Source organism: Ruegeria sp. BF10 (assembly GCF_056538725.1).
In genome coordinates, this window is the sequence record NZ_JBQFTR010000002.1 from 669198 (window position 1) to 687759 (window position 18562).

An 18562-nucleotide genomic window follows, 5' to 3' on the forward strand; every position below is an offset into this window, starting at 1 on the left:
TGAAGGGATGGCCGAAACCGACACAAAAGACCGAGAAACTCAGATTCCCACCAACCTGCGCCTGTTGCTGATCCTTGAAGAGGTGGCACGGCGCGGGGTGGCGGTCAAACCCTCGGACCTGATCGACGCATTGGGATTGGCCAAGCCCACAATCCATCGTTTGCTGCAAACGGCAGAGGCAGAGGGGTTTCTGCAACGTGATCTTGACGGGCGGTCTTATGGTCCGGGCAGACGATTGCGGCTGTTGTCCGTGAATACCATGTCCGCCGAACACCTGCGGACTGCGCGTCTCGCCATCCTGCGCGGTGTGGCCGACGAAGTGGGCGAAACCTGCAATCTGGCGATCCCGGATCGCGAAGGTATGATCTATCTTGACCGGGTGGAAACCAAATGGCCGTTGCGGATTCAATTGCCGATCGGAACCCAGGTGCCGTTCCACTGTACGGCCAGTGGCAAGATGTACCTTTCCACCTTGCGTCCCAAAACTCTGAACGGGTTTCTGTCAGCCGGAAAGCTGAAACAGCAGACCGCCCGTTCTTTGACAGAGCCGACGGCTCTGCTGAGCGAAATCAAGATCACCGCCGAGCGGAGATTTTCCACCGACGACGAAGAATTCATGGCGGGCATGGTGGCGATTGCCGTTCCGGTGCAGGACGCGCAGGGCAGGCTGGTTGCCACGCTTTCAGTTCATGCCCCGACGCAACGGCATGATGTCGGCAGTCTGATGTCATTTCTCGACACATTGCGCCGTGGTGCAGAAAAACTGTCGCTGCTGTTGGGCGAGTAAGTGGCGCAGAGGGGTGACCGGCAATGATCAGGCCGAAAGCCTCTTGCCGAAACACATGACAATCCATCAGCACCGGAATGACCGTCGCCGCGGCGGCATCGGAACCCTTGGCCAAAAGACCGCCTCAACATGCAGGACAAAACACCCGGGACTGGCCGTCCCGGGTGACGTATTCGCGGGCCTTTCACGTTTATGCCCGACAGCTTTCCGGCGACACTCAGATGTCGAATTTGACACCCTGGGCCAGTGGAAGTTCGGCCGAGTAATTCACGGTATTGGTCTGGCGGCGCATATAGGCTTTCCACGCGTCCGAACCGCTTTCGCGCCCGCCGCCGGTTTCCTTTTCTCCGCCAAAGGCGCCACCGATCTCTGCCCCTGAGGGCCCGATATTGACGTTGGCAATGCCGCAATCGGATCCGGCCGCGGTCAGGAATTGCTCGGCCTCGCGCATGTTCAGGGTAAACACGCAGGATGAAAGGCCTTGCGGTACATCATTCTGAAGCCCCACCGCGTCGTCGAAATCGTCATAGCCCATGACGTAGAGGATCGGTGCAAAGGTTTCGGTTTTCACGGTCGCTGTCTGACCCGGCATTTCGACGATCGCAGGTTCCATGTAAACGCCTGCCGGAACGCCTTCGGTAACGCGGTTGCCGCCGAATACCGAACCGCCTTCGGCTTCGGCCGCTTTCAAAGCTGCGGTCATCGCCGCGCCCGCCGCTTCGTCCACAAGCGGCCCAACCAACGTGCCGTCCGTCAGAGGATTGCCAATGGGCAGACCCGAATAGGCTTTTTTCAGACGGCTCACCAGTTCTTCGCGGATCGAGTTGTGCACGATCAGGCGGCGCAGCGTGGTGCAGCGCTGACCGGCGGTACCAACTGCCGAAAAGACAATTGCGCGCACGGCCATCTCCAAATCAGCCGAAGGGCCGACGATCATTGCGTTGTTGCCACCCAGTTCCAGAATGCACTTGCCAAAGCGTTGTGCGACGATGGGGGCGACAGCGCGGCCCATGCGGGTTGATCCCGTGGCCGAGATCACCGGAACATCTTCGCTGGCCACCAACCTTTCCCCAAGATCGGAGCCACCGATAAGCGTTTGCAGCAGACCGTCCGGCGCATCGCCAAATCGGGCCAGGGCGCGTTCGAAAATCTTTTGACAGGCCAGCGCCGTCAGCGGGGTTTTTTCGGACGGTTTCCAGATCACCGGATCACCGCACACGATGGCCAGAGCAGCATTCCACGACCAAACCGCGACCGGAAAATTGAACGCGGAAATCACGCCGACCGGGCCAGCAGGATGCCAGGTTTCCATCATCCGGTGGCCGGGACGTTCGGACGCGATGGTCAGACCATAGAGCTGACGCGACAGACCGACGGCAAAGTCACAGATGTCGATCATCTCCTGCACTTCGCCCAGACCTTCCGAGGTGATCTTGCCTGCTTCCCAACTGACCAGTGCGCCCAGGTCATCCTTGGCCGCGCGCAGCTCTTCACCCAACAGGCGGATCAGTTCACCCCGGCGCGGGGCAGGGACCACGCGCCATTGCTTGAACGCGGCCTTGGCACGGGAAAAGATGGTGTCCATGTCCGAGATCGGCGTCTCGTGCACTTCGGCCAGCAGGCTTCCGTCAATCGGCGACGTGACCTTTAGCGTGCCGCCTTTCAGTTGGGCCTCGGTCAGATCCAGATTTGCAAGCGTGGTTTGGGCTGTCATAACGATGTCTTTCATATCTCAGGCCGCCTTGTTCTGTTCGGTGACGTCACCAGCGCGATACAGCTGGCCGAATTCAGTGTTGAGGAAATCACCCAGCTTGACTTGTTCCTGCCGGACAAAGCCTTTCGAGGGCAGCGCTCCGATCCGCATCAGATCGACCACGCCCAGCACGCCTGCGGCGGTCGTGACCTGAATGGCGCTCCAGACCTGTCCGTTGATGGTGCGGGCAAAGGATTTGTTGATCAGGGATTTCTCGCGCAGCACACCATCGATCTTGCCCTTTGCGGTGCAATATACCAGCACCACGTCCTGATCGGTGCGGGGCAGGGCGGCCTCGAATATCTCTTTCAGCAGGTCGCGGCGGCGTTCCAGTCCCAGATCGTTCAAAAGCAGTTTCAGGATATCGCAATGACCCGGATAGCGGATCGAGCGATAGGACACGTCCCGCGCCTTGCCTTCCAGCGTTTCCGGCAACGTGCCCAGACCGCCCGAGGTATTGAAGCATTCGTATTCCACACCGTCATGGCCCAGTACTTCGTAGTTCTCCAGCGGCGCGGTCTTGACCAGCTTGCCATTCACGATGGCATCGCATGGGTTGCAATATTCGTTGATCAACCCGTCGGTGGACCAGGTCAGGTTGTATTTCAGCGCGTTGGTCGGATAAAGCGGCAATGCCCCCACCCGCATGTGCAGGCTGTCAATCTCGTCAAACTCCGCCGCCAGCGAAGCCCCGGCGATGCCGACAAACCCTGGTGCCAGACCGCATTGCGGCATAAACGCAGTTGCGCTGTTCCCGGCCAGTTCACGCACCGCATTCGTGGCCGCGACATCCTCGGTCAGGTCGAAGTAATGCGCGCCGGCCGTTTTCGATGCTTTCGCAATCGAAGGGGTCAAGAAGAACGGCGCTGCCGAGATGACTGCATCGAAACCGGTCAGTTCCCGGGCCAGCCCGTCCGCGTCATTGGCATCGATCTGTCTGGTTCCAATGCCCATCTTCGAGATATCGCCAAGCGCTTTCAGATCATGATCTGCCACTGTCACAGAGTAATTCGGCGACCCTTTCAACAGGGTTGCGATCATCTGCCCGATCTTTCCAGCGCCGACAACGCACACATTCCAGGACATAAAAATCTCCGCTTCTTCCTATCCTGTACCAAGCGTGACAAGTAGCCGTGACACTTCATAGGTACGAAATTGACGAATTGATGTACGAATGTGTCAAATCATCGGACAAAACGACATAATGACGAAATTGCGATTGCCGCTGGCATGTCGCGCCGTGACCATTTGTTTTGCGCCGTTTGCTACCTTGGAAGGTCCGCTTTCATCCGGGGCTCAGAGCGCTTCCAAATATGCGTCAAACGTGGAATTTTGAACGATGTTCCTCGTTTGCGACACAGCTTGGTCAAATCGAACAACTTCTTGGCTTTGCACGGCTGCATGCTACGTCCAGCGGTCGCCGGAGAAGGCTGTGAAGCTCGGTCGCGGCCGCCTTGTCGCGGGTTTAACAAGGGCAGGTGTTGCATTGATCGCGTTATGTCCCAAGCCTGGAACCTCAGCCTGCTCGAGGCAGGGGGTTGTGACCTCATGCCCGCAAGCCGCTTCGCAACAAACACACCAAACACCCTGGGAGGGTTGCAAGGAATGACTGCAAGGCCGCTCGATCATATTCGTGTCCTCGATTTCGGTCAGTATTTGGCTGGCCCCCTGGTTGGCATGATGCTTGCTGATTTGGGGGCAGAGGTGATCCGCATCGACCCGCCCGGTGGCCCGCGATTGAAAGAACCGGCCACTGATATGCTGTCCCGTGGCAAAACCGCTGTGACGATCGACCTCAAATCGGACGCGGGTTTGAAGGTCACACGCGAACTGGTGGCACGGGCTGACGTGGTGATCGAGAACTTCCGGCCCGGCGTGATGCAGAGGCTGGGCCTGGGTCCGAAAGCTCTGCGCGACATAAATCCGCGCATCGTGTCATTGTCACTTCCGGGGTTTGCCTCGACCGATCCCGCGCTGGCACATTATCCCGCGTGGGAAGCCGTGATCGCGGCCCGCACCGGGCAATTCACGGATATGGGGCTGAACCGGCGTCTGATGGGCATCAACCCATCCTTTTCACCTTTGACGCTGGCATCGGCCTATGGCGCTTCGTTCGGGGCGATGGCCGTGCAGTTCGCTTTGGCTGCACGTGACCGGAACGGAGGCGATCACATCGAGGTGCCTCTGGCTTCGGCCTTGCTGGAGGGGTTGGTGTACAACTGTGAGCAGATTGAAGATTATCCCGAACGCTACAAGTCTCCGCGCGAAGTGGAACTTGACAGGCGCGCAGCCGGAGGCTGGCCAACGAATCTGAGCTTTGCGGAACTGGAAGAGTTCCTGGACCCTTTCTATCGAACTTATACCTGCGCCGACGGGCGCGGGTTCTATGTGGTTGCGGGCAGTGTAAAAACACATCCACTGCGGGTGTTGGAGACGCTTGGCCTAAAAGACCTTGCCGATCAATTGCCGGACTTCGACGCCTATCTCGATACCGCAGACTGGCCGGATGAATGGTCATTGCGCAACTATCCTGTCGGAGCAAGGGATCGCGCGCGTGTGTCCGACGCGATGAAGAAGGCTTTTCTGACAAGGCCCTCTCATGAGTGGGAAGCCCTTTTCGGGTCCGCCAAGGCGCCCGGAACGGCGCAGAGGTTCAGCAAGGAATGGCTGGCCGATCCGCATGCTTTGGCCTCAGGTCTGGTGTTGGAGGTAAAGGACCCGCGTCATGGGAACATGAAGCAGATGGGAAATGTTGCGTGGCTTGCGGATGATGGCGCTGCGCTGGTCAAGAAACCGGGCCCGGATCCCGATGACGCACCCGTTTCAACGATACTTGCTGAACCGCCGCGCAGCGGACCACCAGCCGCAAGCGGCCAAGGCTGGCTGGAGGGGTTGAAGGTGCTGGACCTGACCAATGTGATCGCCGGTCCGACGATTGGGTCTACGCTGGCGCGATTTGGCGCTCAGGTGACTTCTGTCCAGCCGGCCGAGCCATCAGTCGATCCGTGGAACACCGTGGTTTTCGGCTTGCACGCACATCGTGGAAAACAAAGCGTTTTGCTGAACCTGAGCTCGGATGACGGGCAGCAGGCGTTGCGGCGGCTCATCGACTCCTCGGATGTGGTCACCATGAACGGCACGGATGAGCAGCGCGATGCCCTAGGGTTGAGCGAAAAAGAGCTGACGGCGATCAACCCCCGCCTCATTCTGGTGCAACTCGATGCCTTTGGCGGCCCTGCGCGCGGACCGAAGTCGGACCATCTGGGGTATGACGACCTGGCGCAGGCGGCGACAGGGGTCATGGTGCGTTTTGGCGGTGGCATGGCGACACCCGAAGAACATGCGCATTTCGGTACGATTGATGTGCTGACCGGCTATTGCGCATGTGTTGCGCTTGGCGCGGCCCTGCTGAGATTGCAGAAAACCGGCAAAGGCGGGATTGCGCGGGCTGCTTTGGCGGCGGCCGGCAACCTCATTCAGGCGCAGTTGATGTATGATTTCGAAGGCCGCGCGGCCTTTGACGAACCAGCCGGGCGCGCAGCTATGGGCTGGGGACCATTCTACCATTGTTACCGCGCGGCGGACGGGTGGATGTTCTTTGCCGCACCCACCGAACAACGCAAAGCCCTGCGCCGTGTCTCGGACCTCGCCAGCGTGGCCGATATGCCGGAAAAGGAACTGCCGGATGCGCTTGCCGATCATTTTGCCAGGCAACCTGTTGAATACTGGCAAAAGGCGTTTTCCGGTTCCGCCAGCACCGTCATGCCTCTGGGATCATTGCATGACACGCGCGACGCCGTGTTGCAGCCGGAAAGTGCCGGAAATATCGACCTGACGCGGGGAACATTCAGCGTCATTCGGCATGACATGCACCCCATGGGCCGGTGGTGCGATCTGGTTGCCCCAAATGCCGTGCGACCCGAACGCGCCCGGATCGTCATTCCCGGACCGATGCCGAAATACGGCGCGGATACACGCAGCATTCTGCGAAACGTCGGTTATGCAGATGAGGATATCGACGCGATGATCTCTGCTGGATCGGCCGCCGAAAGATGGTCGGAAGAGTATTTGCCCGAATAATCAACCAGCCACAGATGGTTCGGAAATCAACGATATATGCCATCCGCCGCCGCAGGCCCGGAGTCTCGGCTCCGGCAACGGGTGGTATCCGTCGTGACAAGCTTTGGGCTGGTACCCGCGCGACTTGCAAAGAATATTCAACCGCTTTGCCACAGTTTTTTTTGCATGTCTTGCGGCAGGAACCGTTCTAGGTTCGGCAAAGCATTGCCTTGCATTCACAACGAAACAAGAACCACTGACCATGAGCCAAATTTCAGAGAGCCTGCTGAAACAAATCCGCAGCCGCTTTGCCCAGATCGATCATTGCCCCGAACAGGGAGAGCGGATCTTTTTCGAGAATGCCGGAGGCGCACTGACATTGAATTCAGTGTTGGAAAGTTCGGTGCGCCATGCCGCCATCCCGGACAATCAAGGGCGCGACAATCCGGGATCTCATGCGCTGGTTGCCACGATCAACGCGGCCAAGGCGGATTTGCGGGACTTCATGAACGCACCCGGCGGGCAGTTCTTTGTGGGTGAAAGCGGCACAGAGCTGTTGTTCCGGCTGATCATGAACGCATGTCTGGGAACGGGTCCGGGCGTTGTGCTGGGGTCCACATTGGAACACCCGGCAACGCGTTCGGCCTGTGATCGTTGGGCCCGCATTTCCGGGCAAACCCACGTTTTGGTGCCCCATGATGACGCCACCGGCACCGTCTCGGCCGAAGCCTATGCCGCGGCTGTGACACCGGATACCAAAGTGGCGACGATCCTGCATACCTCTCCGGTGACGGGAATGGGCGTTGATGTCGCTGCGGTTTCTCAGGCCATCCGCACCGTGGCTCCGGACTGTTTCATCATCGTCGATGGCATCCAGCACGCAGCGCATGGCCGGATCGATCTGACCGCCTATGACGTCGATGGTTATGTGATTTCGCCCTACAAAGTGTTTTCGCGTCATGGCTACGGCGTGGCGTGGATCTCTGACCGGTTGACCGCGCTGGACCACAACGCCTTGCTGGATGGCCCTGCGGACAATTGGGAGATGGGCACGCGCGACACCGGGGCATATGCCACGATGTCAGACGTCGTGTCCTATTTCGAATGGCTGGGCAGTCAGGTCAGTGATGCCGAAGACCGGCGCGGCAGGTTTCTTGCGGCGGGCGATGCGATCCATGCGCAGGAAAAGGCGCTGACCGACGCGATGATTCACGGCACCGGCAACCTGAGCGGCCTGGCCGAAATGGAGAAAGTCACCATTCTGGGCGGGGCCGACAACCCGGCCCGAGAAGGTCTGGTGTCGTTGCGTGTCGAAGGTGTGGCCTCGTCCGAGGTCGTCAAACGGCTGAACGAACACGGTATCCGCACGCATCTGCGCAAGGCGGATCACTATTCCGGCAATATCCTGACGCCGCTTGGCTATGACGCCTGTGTGCGGGTCTCGATGTGTCACTACAACTCGATCGGCGAAGTCGCCAAATTCCTTGCCGTCATGAAAGAAATTGCCGCCTGAGCCGCGCCATATCTAAGGACATATCTCATGAAAACCCATGCACAAGCTGTTGTCATCGGCGGCGGCCTTGCCGGTACGTCGATCCTGTATCACCTTGCCAAGCTTGGCTGGACGGATTCGATCCTGCTGGAACGCGACGAGTTGACCAGCGGATCGACCTGGCATGCGGCGGCCAACATCCACGGTCTGCATGACAACAACAATATCACCCGCATCCAGCACTATACGATGAACCTGTACAAAGAACTGGAGAAGGAAACCGGCCAAAGCTGCGGGGTGTTCCAGCCCGGATCGCTCTATCTGGCCCAGACCGAAGAGCGCGAGCAGCAGTTGCGCCTGCAAGAGGCGAAGGCCCGGTTTTATGGGCTGAATTTCCACGAGGTCAGCCGGGAAGAGGCCAAAGAGCTGCACCCGCTGGCGCAGTTCGATGACATCCGCTGCATCATGTACGAACCCGATGGCGGAAATGTGGACCCGTCCGGCGTACCGCATGCCTATGCCGCCGGGGCCCGTGCGATGGGGGCCACCATCGAACGGTTCTGCCCGGTGATCGCCACGGAACAGCAATCCGATGGCAGTTGGATCGTCCGTACGCCCAAGGGTGACATTCATGCCCAATGGGTGGTCAACGCGGCGGGTCTCTGGGGCCGCGAGGTGGCGGCGCTGGCGGGTCTGACCCTGCCTCTGCAACCGACCGAACATCAGTATTTCGTGACCGAGAGCATCGACGAAGTGGCCAGTCTGGGCCGCCGTCTGCCGTCTATCGCCGACCGGGACGGCGAGTATTATTTCCGACAAGAGGGCAACGGCCTGCTGATCGGGGCCTATGAAAAAGACATGAAGTTCTGGGCCGAAGACGGCACGCCGCTCGACTTTGCCCATGATCTGTTCCCCGACGATCTGGACCGGATCATGGAAAACGTGATCCGCGCCACCGAACGTGTACCGGTCGCTGCCACGGCCGGGGTGAAACGGGTGATAAACGGCCCGATGATCTGGTCGCCCGATGCCAACATGCTGTGGGGGCCGGTGCCCGAGCTGAAGAACTATTTCCTCTGTGGCGGTCTGATCCCCGGCTTCTCGCAGTCCGGCGGGCTGGGGCTGCTGGCGGCGCAATGGATGATCGAGGGTGAACCGCAATATGACATGTTCGCCTGGGATCTCGCCCGCTTTGGCGACTGGGCCGACAAGAAGTTCACCAAGGCCCGGGTCGAAGACGCCTATACCCATCGCTTCATAATCCACTTCCCGAATGAAGAACGCAGCGCAGGCCGCCCGGCCCGTGTGCGCCCCGCCTACGAGATGCAGAAACAGATGGGCTGTGTTTTTGGTCTCAACTGTGGTTGGGAACACCCTTTGTGGTTTGCAGATGAACCCGGCACCGAAGAGACCGCTGGCTTTACCCGTCAGAACTGGTTTGATCCGGTGGGGCGCGAGGTGCAGATGCTGCGCGACAGCGTGGGCGTGATCGATATCTCGAACTTCGCCAATTACGTGATCAAAGGACCGGGCGCTTATGACTGGCTGGATCGTCTGGTTGCCAATCGCGTGCCCACCGAGGTTGGCCGCAGTTGCCTGACGCCGCTGATCTCGGTGCGCGGCGGCGTGGCGGGTGATTTCACCATCACCAAGCTGGCCGAAGACGAATACATGATGATCGGCTCGGGCATGGCTGAACGCTATCATCAGCGCTTCTTTCAAATGGTGGAAATGCCCGAGGGCACAGCTTTTGAAGTCGCAACGGACCGCGTTGCGGGGTTCAACATCGCCGGCCCGAAATCTCGCGAGGCGCTGGCGCGCCTGACCAATGCTGACCTTTCCAACGAAGGATTCCGCTTCATGCGGTCCCGGAAGATCACCGTTGCAGGTGTTGATTGCGTGGCCATCCGGGTCAGCTTTACCGGTGATCTGGGTTGGGAACTGCACTGCGCCGAGTCCGATCAGGTCGCGCTTTACTCTGCGTTGCTCGAAGCCGCCAAAGACTGCGACGGCGGCCCCGTGGGCGGGCGGGCGCTTGGGTCGCTGCGCATCGAAAAGGGTTATGGATCCTGGGGGCGGGAGTATTCTCAGGAATACTGGCCGCAAGAGGTCGGGCTGACGGGTCTGATCAAGCTGGACAAGGACTTCCTGCACAAAGACGCCTATCTGTCCATCAAGGACAAAGCACCGCGCGAGGTCCTGTCCGTCTTTGAACTGGACGTGACCGAGGATGCCGACGCCACTGGCAGTGAGCCTATCTTTACACCTGATGGTGCGCCCGTGGGCCGTGTCACATCGGGTGCGTACGGGTATTCAGTCGGGAAATCTTTGGCCTTGGGTTTCCGCAACCCCGACGTGGCGCAGCCAGGGGATGAAGTGGTGATCCAGGTGATTGGCAAACCGCATAAGGCTCGGGTGCTGGCAGAAGCGCCGTTCGATCCTCTGGGCGGCAGGTTGCGCGGCTGAAGCAACCGGCCCGCCGGATAAAGGTCTTCCCGAGGCCACAGATCTCATCCGCGATCTGTGGCTATGGGATGTGCAATTTGCTTTCGGACCGATCGACAGGGTCCGCCTCGTTTCCGGGATGCCACTGTTTCGCGGCCGGTTCGCAAACCTTCAGACAATCAACTGCGCGCGCTGCGATCTGATCTGCGATTTCAGTTATGTTGACCGGATTCAAATAGAAGGCAGGCACAGGGGGCAGGATGATGGCTCCCATTTCTGCGGCGGCCGTCATATTGCGCAAATGCGCCAGTGTCAGCGGCGCTTCTCGTGTCAGCAGAACCAGTGGGCGTCGTTCCTTGAGCTGAACGCCGGCCGCGCGTGTCAACAGGTTGTCGTCCAGTCCGTGCGCGATCGCACCCAGTGAGCGCATGGAACAGGGCGCGACGATCATCCCGGATACCGGCACCGAACCGGATGCTATGCTGGCCCCGATATCGGCGGGCGCGTGATGACGGGTTGCCGACTGCCGCAGTTCCTTCAGGGCATCCGGGCCGCATTCCTGTGCAAGCGTCAGGCGGGCGGCGGGGCTGACGACCAGGTCGATTTCGATATCCGCCGACGTCAGATGTCGTGCCACCGCAAGGCTCAGAACCGCACCGGAAGCGCCTGATACGCCTAAGACTACACGGGTTTTCGTCATGTTCTCAGCTCCGGCATCAATCTGTTTATCAGGTCTTCCGCAAATGCGTGATCAACCTTGTCGGTACGCATGACCGTCCCCCATTCCCGCCGTGTTTCACTGCCTGTTTTCGTCGTGGCGTCGATGCCCAGCTTTCCGGCCAGACCGGGTTCGGGTGAGGCGAAATCCAGATAATCCATAGGTGTCCTGTCCAGGGTCATCACATCACGGCTCGGGTCCATGCGTGTGGCAAGCGCCCAGGCGATATCGTCCCAGTTTCGGGGGTCGATATCAGCGTCGACCGCAACGATCATCTTTGTATAACTGAATTGCGGCAGCATTCCCCAAAGCGCCATCATCACACGTCGGGCCTGGCCCGGATATCGCTTGTCGATGGCGACGATGGCGATGCGATAGGAACAGGCGGAAGGCGGCAGCCAGAGGTCGTGTATTTCGGGGATCTGAGCGCGAATGGTCGGCAAGGCAAGGCGATTGAACACTTCGCCGATGATGGCAGGTTCGTCCGGCGGGCGTCCGGTATAGGTCGACAGATACAGCGGCGCTTCGCGATGGGTCACGGCCGTGACAAGCATACTCGGAAACGGCTCGGCGGGATTGTAATACCCGGTGTGATCCCCGAACGGCCCCTCGGGTGCTGTCTCGTTTGGCGACACCCAGCCTTCCAGAACGATCTCGGCATCTGCCGGCACAAGCAGAGGGACGGATTTGGCCGGAACCAAACGTGGCCGGTTCTGGTTCAGGGCCCCGGCAAATGTCAGCTCAGACACCATTTCGGGCAGGGGCAGAGCCGCCGACAACAAGGTCGCGGGGTTTGCGCCCAGAACAATCGCGACCGGCGTTTTTTCGCCGTGCCGCGCCCAACTGCGATGATGAGCGGCCCCGCCGCGATGTGGCAGCCAGCGCATGATCAGACGGTTCCGGTCCAGCACCTGAACGCGATAGACGCCGGCATTGTAGGTCTGTGCCGCGTCGGGTTCGCTGCCACGGGGCCGGGTGATGACCACGGGCCAGGTGATCAGAGGCCCCGCGTCCTGGGGCCAATGTGTCTGGATCGGCAGCGCACAGAGATCAACATCGGCCCCGCGGTGGCAAACCTGCTGAACAACGGCGGTTTTGACCTGCTTCGGTCGCGTGGACAATGCGGCCTTCAGCATCGGCCACCGGGACAGCGCATCCCGCAACCCGTCCGGGGGCGTCGGGGCCCGAAGCGCCGCCAGAAATGCGCCCAGATCATCCAGCCCTTCGGAAGAAACGCCCAGTCCGGCGGCGACGCGTTCCGTAGTTCCGAACAGGTTGACCACAACCGGTATGTCGCACTGCCCCGAGGGCACACCTGTCGGTGTGTCAAACTGTAACACCGGCCCATTGGCCTCCAACACGGCGCGGTGGACGGCGGTCATTTGATGGCACACGGAAACCGGGTCAGGGATGCGCCTGAACTGCCCTGTTTCCTGACACCATTTCAGAAAATGTCGAAGGCTGGGATATGGCGGCAGAGTGCGAATGGGTTTGCTCCGGCGGTGGTGCCCACCCTCTAGCAACGAAAGAGGCCGGTCGAATTGACAACCGTCAAGTCCCGGGCGCCGGGGCGGCTTTAGGAAGGCCGCACCGGTTCACTTTATTGAGACAGCAGGAGGTCTGTTTGTCCGATCCCCGAAACCCGATACCGCAATGCCCTGCCGCTTTGGCCGCGGCCCTGCGGTTTGTACCGCTTGCGCCCTTGTCGCTGTCACTGACAGTGTTTTCCCGCAAAATAACCAAGAAACACCCCGACCTGCTCAACCGGCTCGGTGAGTACAGCCGTGCAGCCTTTGTGCTTGATCCAACGGATCTGCCGGTTGTCCTTCTACTCGAACCGAATGGTGGCACGCCGAGAATAAGACTGAGCCGAGGGCACGTGGCTGGGGCTGCGCGAATATCCGGCCCGCTGGCCGCGCTGCTGGGGCTGGTGCATGGTGCGTTTGACGGGGATGCCCTGTTCTTTTCACGCGATCTGGTGATCGAGGGCGACACAGCCGCGGCACTGGCGCTGCGCAACGCAATTGACGACGCAGAGCTGGACCTCGCGCACGAGGCCGCAACCCTTTCCGGCCCGCTTGCACGCCCGCTGAAGCAGATCATCGCCTTTGCAGAGCGTCGGACCGGCCTGTGCCTGACCCGACCCGAGGACGCGATCCTATGGTAATGGAAATCGTTTGCCCGGCGGGAACGCCCGCGGCCCTGCGTGCAGCTGTCAAGGCCGGGGCCCACACGGTCTATTGTGGGTTCAATGATGAAACCAATGCGCGGAACTTTCCGGGGCTCAACTTTGACCGCGCTGAAATGCGGGCCGGAATTGCCTTTGCCCATGATCACGGATCGAAGGTGTTGGTTGCAATCAATACTTTCCCGCAGGCGGGCAATGAAGGGATCTGGAAACAAGCGGTGGCGGATGCCGAAACCTGCGGTGCAGATGCTGTCATTCTCGCCGATCTGGGCTTGCTGGACTACGCCGCGCGACACCATCCCGGATTGCGCAGGCACCTGTCCGTGCAGGCCGCGGCGGCCAATGCTGACGTGATCAATTTCTATGCCGAAACCTTCGGTGTGAAACGGGTGGTCTTGCCGCGCGTTTTGTCCGTGCCGGAAATTGCCGCGATCAACTCTGAAACCGACGTCGAAACCGAAGTCTTCGTGTTCGGTGGTCTTTGTGTCATGGCCGAGGGGCGATGCTCGCTGTCGTCTTATGCCACCGGGTTGTCGCCAAACATGAACGGTGTCTGCTCTCCTGCCAGCCATGTGCAGTATCAAGAAGAGCAGGGCGCGCTGAACGCGCGCCTTGGCGGGTACCTGATCCACCGGGTCGAACGGGATGAGCCCGCACCGTATCCGACTTTGTGCAAAGGGTGTTTTTCCGCAGGTGAAAAAACCGGGCACCTGTTCGAGGATCCCGTCAGCCTGAACGCAGAACGGCTGATCCCGCAATTGCAAAAGGCAGGTGTGACGGCCTTGAAGATCGAAGGGCGCCAACGGTCCAAATCCTATGTCGCACAGGTCGTTCGGAATTTTCGCGCTGCGGTCGATGCGCTGGAGTCAGGCCAGCCGATGCCTGAAGGAATGCTGGCGCGATTGTCCGAAGGGCAGGCCATGACGACCGGCGCTTACAAAAAGACGTGGAGGTGATCCGATGGAACTGACAGTAGGCCCGAACCAGTTCTTCTGGCTCGCCGAAACCTGGGCTGCGTTTTACGATGATCTGGCCCGATCCCCCGTCGACCGCGTCGTGCTCGGAGAACTGGTCTGTTCCAAGCGCTTGCCATTTTATCAGGATCGTATCCCCGAGGCGATTTCCCGATTGGTCGAAGCGGGCAAAGAGGTTGCACTGACAAGCCTGGCCCTTGTGACCCTGAAACGCGAGCGCAAACTGACGGCTGAGCTTGCAGAAATGGGCGTCACGGTCGAGATCAACGATCTGACCGCGCTGGCACATTTGCCCGGCACCTGCACGTTTGCCGTTGGCCCGTTGGTAAATGTCTACAACGAAGGCACTTTGAGATGGTTGGCAGCTCGGGGTGCGCGCCGGGTGTGTCTTCCGCCGGAACTGCCCATCGCTTCGGTCAAAACGTTGGCGCAAGCCGCATCGGACTTGGGTGTCGCGATCGAAATATGGGGGCATGGCAGATTGCCGCTGGCTATTTCCGGGCGCTGTTACCACGCGCGATTGCATGGGCGCAGCAAGGACAATTGCCAGTTTGCCTGCGAAGACGATCCTGATGGGTTGGACGTTCTTACCGGTGACGGCAAGCCGTTCATGGCAATGAACGGTGTGCAGACTCTGTCAGACAGCCATGCCTGTACGGACCATCAGATCGACCTGCTGCAACAGGCTGGCATCTCGGCATTGCGTCTGTCGCCGCAATCTGGCGGTTTCCATCAGCTGTGCGAACTGTATCGAAAACGTATCGACGGCGATCTTCCCCAGGGCGAACTGGAGCGCGCCCTGCGAGGCGCTGATCCTGCCATTCGGTTGAGCGACGGATTTCTGACGGGGTCCTTTGGCGCTGAATGGTCGGGCGATTCCGGTACGGGGTCTGCTGCCTTATGATCACATCGGCGGGTGGGGGCAGGGCGTTTGATGCGTTCTGGAAAGCCCCCTACCGCCCGTTGTTTCTGGCCTCGTATGTCAGCGCTTTGATTACGGTGGTTTGGTGGCCTCTTGGGACAGCCTTTGGACTTCCCGGTCCGGCATGTACACCGGAGGTCCTCTGGCATATCCACGAGCTGATCTTTGGTTTTGCCGGAGCGGCCATTGGTGGGTATCTTCTGACGGCATTACCCGGTTGGACAGGAAAGCCACCGATTCAGGGGACACCCCTGAAATGGCTGCTGGGTTTTTGGCTGTCCGCTCGGGTATCGACCGCGCTGATGTGTGATGTGGCCCCGGCTGTGCCAATCGCTCTGAACGCGGGTTATTTCGTGCTGCTGGCTGCGGTAATGGGCACCCATCTGTTCCCGGCCAGAGCATACAGAAAACTCGGCTTTTTTTGCACTGTCATAGGGCTTGGTATCGGGGAAATCCTGTTTTTGTGGCCCATTGGGGCCGGGGCTCTGTGGGTCAGTCTGGACACGGTTCATGGGCTGCTCATTGGACTGGTCATGCTGATGAACAGTATCGCAATGCGCGCCATTCCGGCCTTTTCGGCAAACTGGATGCTTCAAACCGGCCATTTGAACGACCTCAGGCAAGGATTGCCCTTTGCGGTGTTTCTGGTTCAGACAGGGTTGATTTCCAGCATCCTTGCCCAACTGTTTGAATGGACCATTGTTGCAAATCTGGCGATGATCGCTGTGGCCTTGGTGCTGTGCTGGGAAATGCTCGGATGGCGAACACTGCGGGTGCGTTCCAACTTTCTGCTCGTGGCGCTTCACATATCTTTCTTATGGTTGCCGATCGGGCTTTTGGTTGTAGGGGTATCGGGGCTTGTCCCGACACTTTATCCAGCAAGTGCCGCTCTCCATGCGATCACCATCGGCGGGATGTCCGGGCTGATCATGGCCATCTCGGGCAGAGCGGCGGCGCATTCGGATACAGGTGGAATGCAGGCCAACCTTGGGTTCATCACTGGTCTTGCTTTGGTCTGGCTGGCCGCCGTGGTGCGGTTGGCTGTGCCGATCTTCCCGGATCTTCAGGTTGAACTCGCGGGCGCGGCTTTATGGTGCGCAGGCTGGACGGCATTTATCATCGGCTTCCTGCCTGCTTTGACCGGCCCAACCCGTCGACCAGCTTTAAGCGGTCAGAAACACGCTGTTTCAGAATCCTCTGATCCTATGCCGTCAAGCGAATGAAGAAATGCGCCTAATTCTATGTCAAACAGGGATTTCTTCCAAATGAAGCGGACGGACAACCTTTGCCACCTCTTCGATTTCCTTGGCAAGCGGACGGTCGGCATTTAGGATCCGAGATTGATTTCTTGCAGAAACGGCCCCGATTGATCACTGGTGTGCGCGCAATTCGACTGCCTGGCAGGCGTCCTTCACTTCGATGGCTGCCAGTGTCGACAGGGCACCGGTGATCTCTGGATCTCTGACAGCGGTATCCGGCGCAACAGAATAGCCGATGGAGATCGAGGCCTGATCCCACATCCCCGTCAGTGCTCTTCAGTCCTTGGCCCAAAACCGGGTTGCGCCCGCCATGGCGCGGATTCGGGTGTGTTTCCCAGACACGGGAATTGACCTGTGCATAACACACGAGGACCGCCTTTACCCGCAGCATGAACATATTTCCTTGTTTAAGGACGCCGCCTATCCCTGCTGCAAAAAGCGATTTTTTGACCGATATATCTCGGATGGCGGGATGGGAAACGCCCCGGGTCATCTGTTGGTCCATACGGACTGGAGTGCGTAATCTGCCTGTCACCCGACCTGGACCAACTGGTTCCGCGACGGGCAATCCCGAGGCTTCATAACGCCAGAGCCAAAACTGTCATGAAGTTTGCGCGTTTGCCCTGGTTTCTTCTTCCTGAACCCAGGTTTCGGCCTGCAAAACCCCGGGTTGCCCGGTGCCGATAATCCCCACGACCTGCACATCGCCGGTGTCGGCGGGCGCGGCCACCTGAACGCGCCGGATCAATGCGAAAAGGGCGACCGCAATACCGATAGCCGCCAGAAGAAACTGAAGACCGCGCCCGCCGAACAATGAGATGGAGTTCGGTCCCAGCATGGTTCCCACCAGCAGGCCGACATTCAGCAACAGCACCATCGTGCCACTGGCCGGAACGATCTGAGACAGCTTGAGCTGATCATTGGCATGCGCCGTCAGGATCGAATATGCGGGATACAGCCCGATTGCGATCAGTACAAAACCATAGACGATATGAGACGGAGACGTGTCGATGGCCATCCAAAGACTGGACAGGGTCGTAACGACACCCAGCCCGATGACCACATAGCGTCTGTCGGTGTGATCAGACAGCCAGCCGATTGGGTATTGCACCACCGCACCGGCGATCAGCGCCGCCACCAGCGCCCCTGACGACTGCGCCGTCGTAAAGCCGTTTTGCAATGCATAAAGCGGCAACGAGATATAGGACGCCGCGACACCGATGCTGACCAGAACGATTCCGATGACTGCGATGGGCGAAACCTTGTAAAGCACGGGAACCGACATGCGTTCCGGCGCGGCATATTCCGGCGCCTTGTTGCCCGACAGAAGAAGCGGCACGATCGAAAGCGAAATCAGGATGGAAACAAGGCCGAACAGCAGGTTCCCGGTGGGGTCGGGAAAGCCGACTATGGCGGTGCCAAGCGCCGGGCCGGCAAGCTGGATAATGAAATACAGCGACAGAACCTGAGCGCGCATGTTGTTCTCGGATTTCGCGTTCAGCCAGCTTTCGGTGATGACGTAGAGCCCTGGATAGCAAAACCCTCCCAGCAAGCGCATCACGCTCCAGCTGATCGCGTCGCTGGTCAGCAGATGCACAATGGCCGCAATCGAAACCAGCGAGGCGAGGGCCGAAAAGGCCCGAATATGCCCGACATTTTCGACCAGCCTTGGGGCAAGCGCCGTCCCCGCAAGCGCGCCCAAGGGATAGCTTGCCTGCATGACGGAAATCGTGAAGTCACTAAAGCCCAGGCTGGCCCCCCGGATCGTCAGCAACGTCGCCAACAGACCGTTGGCAACCATCAGCATGAACATCCCCAGGAACAGCGCCCAGTTTTCATTCAATGCGCGTATCATGGCCAACGGCTACTGATGCGGGACTGACCTGTATACAACTCGTACGACATCGGGATGTCGTTTGATGGTACTTCTCCGTTGCAGGCCTATATGCCGGGTTCAACCGTCTT

General features: G+C 59.5%; 14 protein-coding genes. 8 read left to right on the plus strand and 6 right to left on the minus strand.

Annotated elements, in window-relative coordinates; all coding sequences use genetic code 11:
• Positions 1–7 precede the first annotated feature (7 nt).
• A complete protein-coding gene (locus tag ACR0DJ_RS12775; RefSeq protein ID WP_425079068.1) occupies positions 8–787 on the plus strand; it encodes an IclR family transcriptional regulator in 780 nt (259 codons plus the stop codon).
• Positions 788–1004: 217 nt separating this feature from the next.
• On the opposite strand, the gene amaB is transcribed toward ACR0DJ_RS12775, so the two are convergent.
• Both amaB and ACR0DJ_RS12785 read right to left on the minus strand, forming a co-directional pair.
• The gene (gene amaB, locus ACR0DJ_RS12780) at positions 1005–2501 is read right to left on the minus strand and encodes an L-piperidine-6-carboxylate dehydrogenase (RefSeq protein ID WP_480685240.1); all 1497 of its coding nucleotides are present in this window, start codon (positions 2499–2501) and stop codon (positions 1005–1007) included.
• 18 nt (positions 2502–2519) lie between these two features.
• Positions 2520–3626: a saccharopine dehydrogenase family protein gene (locus tag ACR0DJ_RS12785; protein WP_170347157.1), complete on the minus strand. Its 1107-nt coding sequence runs from the start codon at positions 3624–3626 to the stop codon at positions 2520–2522.
• A 519-nt stretch (positions 3627–4145) separates the two neighbouring features.
• Here ACR0DJ_RS12785 and ACR0DJ_RS12790 point away from each other — a divergent pair.
• From ACR0DJ_RS12790 to ACR0DJ_RS12800, 3 genes are all read left to right on the plus strand, one after another.
• A complete protein-coding gene (locus tag ACR0DJ_RS12790) occupies positions 4146–6620 on the plus strand; it encodes a CoA transferase (RefSeq protein WP_480685217.1) in 2475 nt (824 codons plus the stop codon).
• A gap of 241 nt (positions 6621–6861) precedes the next feature.
• Positions 6862–8112: an aminotransferase class V-fold PLP-dependent enzyme gene (locus tag ACR0DJ_RS12795; protein ID WP_425079066.1), complete on the plus strand. Its 1251-nt coding sequence runs from the start codon at positions 6862–6864 to the stop codon at positions 8110–8112.
• A 27-nt stretch (positions 8113–8139) separates the two neighbouring features.
• Entirely contained in the window at positions 8140–10557 is a 2418-nt protein-coding gene (locus tag ACR0DJ_RS12800) for a GcvT family protein (protein WP_480685218.1), read from the plus strand.
• A 61-nt stretch (positions 10558–10618) separates the two neighbouring features.
• Here the strand turns inward: ACR0DJ_RS12800 and ACR0DJ_RS12805 are convergent, their stop codons facing one another.
• Together ACR0DJ_RS12805 and ACR0DJ_RS12810 are read right to left on the minus strand one after the other, a co-directional pair.
• Positions 10619–11236 carry a UbiX family flavin prenyltransferase gene (locus ACR0DJ_RS12805; RefSeq protein ID WP_480685219.1) on the minus strand — a complete coding sequence of 206 codons (618 nt, stop codon included), beginning with the start codon at positions 11234–11236 and terminating at the stop codon, positions 10619–10621.
• Positions 11233–12741: a UbiD family decarboxylase gene (locus tag ACR0DJ_RS12810; RefSeq protein WP_480685241.1), complete on the minus strand. Its 1509-nt coding sequence runs from the start codon at positions 12739–12741 to the stop codon at positions 11233–11235. The genes ACR0DJ_RS12805 and ACR0DJ_RS12810 overlap by 4 nt, the downstream gene beginning before the upstream one ends.
• 137 nt (positions 12742–12878) lie before the next feature.
• Here ACR0DJ_RS12810 and ubiT point away from each other — a divergent pair, with 137 nt between their 5' ends.
• Genes ubiT through ACR0DJ_RS12830 form a run of 4 tightly spaced genes read left to right on the plus strand, consistent with a single transcriptional unit; the run spans position 12879 to position 16561 of the window.
• Complete coding sequence (gene ubiT, locus ACR0DJ_RS12815; RefSeq protein ID WP_368040380.1) at positions 12879–13421, plus strand: ubiquinone anaerobic biosynthesis accessory factor UbiT; 543 nt, start codon at positions 12879–12881, stop codon at positions 13419–13421.
• Complete coding sequence (ubiU, locus tag ACR0DJ_RS12820; RefSeq protein WP_480685242.1) at positions 13421–14398, plus strand: ubiquinone anaerobic biosynthesis protein UbiU; 978 nt, start codon at positions 13421–13423, stop codon at positions 14396–14398. The genes ubiT and ubiU overlap by 1 nt, the downstream gene beginning before the upstream one ends.
• A gap of 4 nt (positions 14399–14402) precedes the next feature.
• On the plus strand, positions 14403–15320 hold the full coding sequence (gene ubiV, locus ACR0DJ_RS12825) for a ubiquinone anaerobic biosynthesis protein UbiV (RefSeq protein WP_480685221.1): 918 nt from the start codon (positions 14403–14405) through the stop codon (positions 15318–15320).
• A complete protein-coding gene (locus ACR0DJ_RS12830) occupies positions 15317–16561 on the plus strand; it encodes an NnrS family protein (RefSeq protein ID WP_480685222.1) in 1245 nt (414 codons plus the stop codon). Before ubiV ends, ACR0DJ_RS12830 begins: the two co-directional genes overlap by 4 nt.
• 147 nt (positions 16562–16708) lie before the next feature.
• Here the strand turns inward: ACR0DJ_RS12830 and ACR0DJ_RS12835 are convergent, their stop codons facing one another.
• Together ACR0DJ_RS12835 and ACR0DJ_RS12840 are read right to left on the minus strand one after the other, a co-directional pair.
• Positions 16709–16858: a hypothetical protein gene (locus ACR0DJ_RS12835; protein ID WP_257601297.1), complete on the minus strand. Its 150-nt coding sequence runs from the start codon at positions 16856–16858 to the stop codon at positions 16709–16711.
• 340 nt (positions 16859–17198) lie between these two features.
• Entirely contained in the window at positions 17199–18452 is a 1254-nt protein-coding gene (locus ACR0DJ_RS12840) for an MFS transporter (RefSeq protein ID WP_480685223.1), read from the minus strand.
• Positions 18453–18562 lie beyond the last annotated feature (110 nt).

Excerpts from the sequence above, each read along its gene's own strand:
- ACR0DJ_RS12775 (WP_425079068.1), top strand. The coding sequence starts at position 8 with ATGGCCGAAACCGACACAAAAGACCGAGAAACTCAGATTCCCACCAAC.
- amaB (WP_480685240.1), bottom strand. The coding sequence starts at position 2,501 with ATGACAGCCCAAACCACGCTTGCAAATCTGGATCTGACCGAGGCCCAA.
- ACR0DJ_RS12785 (WP_170347157.1), bottom strand. The coding sequence starts at position 3,626 with ATGTCCTGGAATGTGTGCGTTGTCGGCGCTGGAAAGATCGGGCAGATG.
- ACR0DJ_RS12790 (WP_480685217.1), top strand. The coding sequence starts at position 4,146 with ATGACTGCAAGGCCGCTCGATCATATTCGTGTCCTCGATTTCGGTCAG.
- ACR0DJ_RS12795 (WP_425079066.1), top strand. The coding sequence starts at position 6,862 with ATGAGCCAAATTTCAGAGAGCCTGCTGAAACAAATCCGCAGCCGCTTT.
- ACR0DJ_RS12800 (WP_480685218.1), top strand. The coding sequence starts at position 8,140 with ATGAAAACCCATGCACAAGCTGTTGTCATCGGCGGCGGCCTTGCCGGT.
- ACR0DJ_RS12805 (WP_480685219.1), bottom strand. The coding sequence starts at position 11,236 with ATGACGAAAACCCGTGTAGTCTTAGGCGTATCAGGCGCTTCCGGTGCG.
- ubiU (WP_480685242.1), top strand. The coding sequence starts at position 13,421 with ATGGAAATCGTTTGCCCGGCGGGAACGCCCGCGGCCCTGCGTGCAGCT.
- ubiV (WP_480685221.1), top strand. The coding sequence starts at position 14,403 with ATGGAACTGACAGTAGGCCCGAACCAGTTCTTCTGGCTCGCCGAAACC.
- ACR0DJ_RS12830 (WP_480685222.1), top strand. The coding sequence starts at position 15,317 with ATGATCACATCGGCGGGTGGGGGCAGGGCGTTTGATGCGTTCTGGAAA.
- ACR0DJ_RS12835 (WP_257601297.1), bottom strand. The coding sequence starts at position 16,858 with ATGTGGGATCAGGCCTCGATCTCCATCGGCTATTCTGTTGCGCCGGAT.
- ACR0DJ_RS12840 (WP_480685223.1), bottom strand. The coding sequence starts at position 18,452 with ATGATACGCGCATTGAATGAAAACTGGGCGCTGTTCCTGGGGATGTTC.